This is a genomic window from Priestia sp. SIMBA_032 (assembly GCF_046535215.1).
GTDB lineage: Bacteria > Bacillota > Bacilli > Bacillales > Bacillaceae_H > Priestia > Priestia aryabhattai.
On sequence record NZ_JAWRXD010000622.1, the window covers coordinates 1 to 273 of the forward strand.

At 64.8% G+C, this 273-nt stretch carries 1 pseudogene; it reads left to right on the forward strand.

Annotated features, from left to right (window positions below):
• Nucleotides 1–273 (forward strand): annotated as a pseudogene (locus SB717_RS35750) (LacI family transcriptional regulator); the annotation flags it as partial.

Sequence of the window (273 nt, forward strand, 5' to 3'; positions counted from 1 at the left end):
GTACACAAGGCGATCGCCGAACTCGGTTTCGTCCGCAACGACGCCGCCCGCCAGCTCAAGGCCGGCCGGTCACGCTGTGTGGGGCTGATCGTCCTGGATGTGGGCAACCCGTTCTTCACCGACCTCGCCCGGTCCGCCGAACGACAGGCGTCGGACAACAACCTGACGCTGCTGCTCGGCACCTCAGACGACGACGCGGACCGTGAACACACCTACCTCGAAACCTTCGACGAACAACGGGTTTTCGGGGTTCTGGTCTCCCCGGTCGGCGAT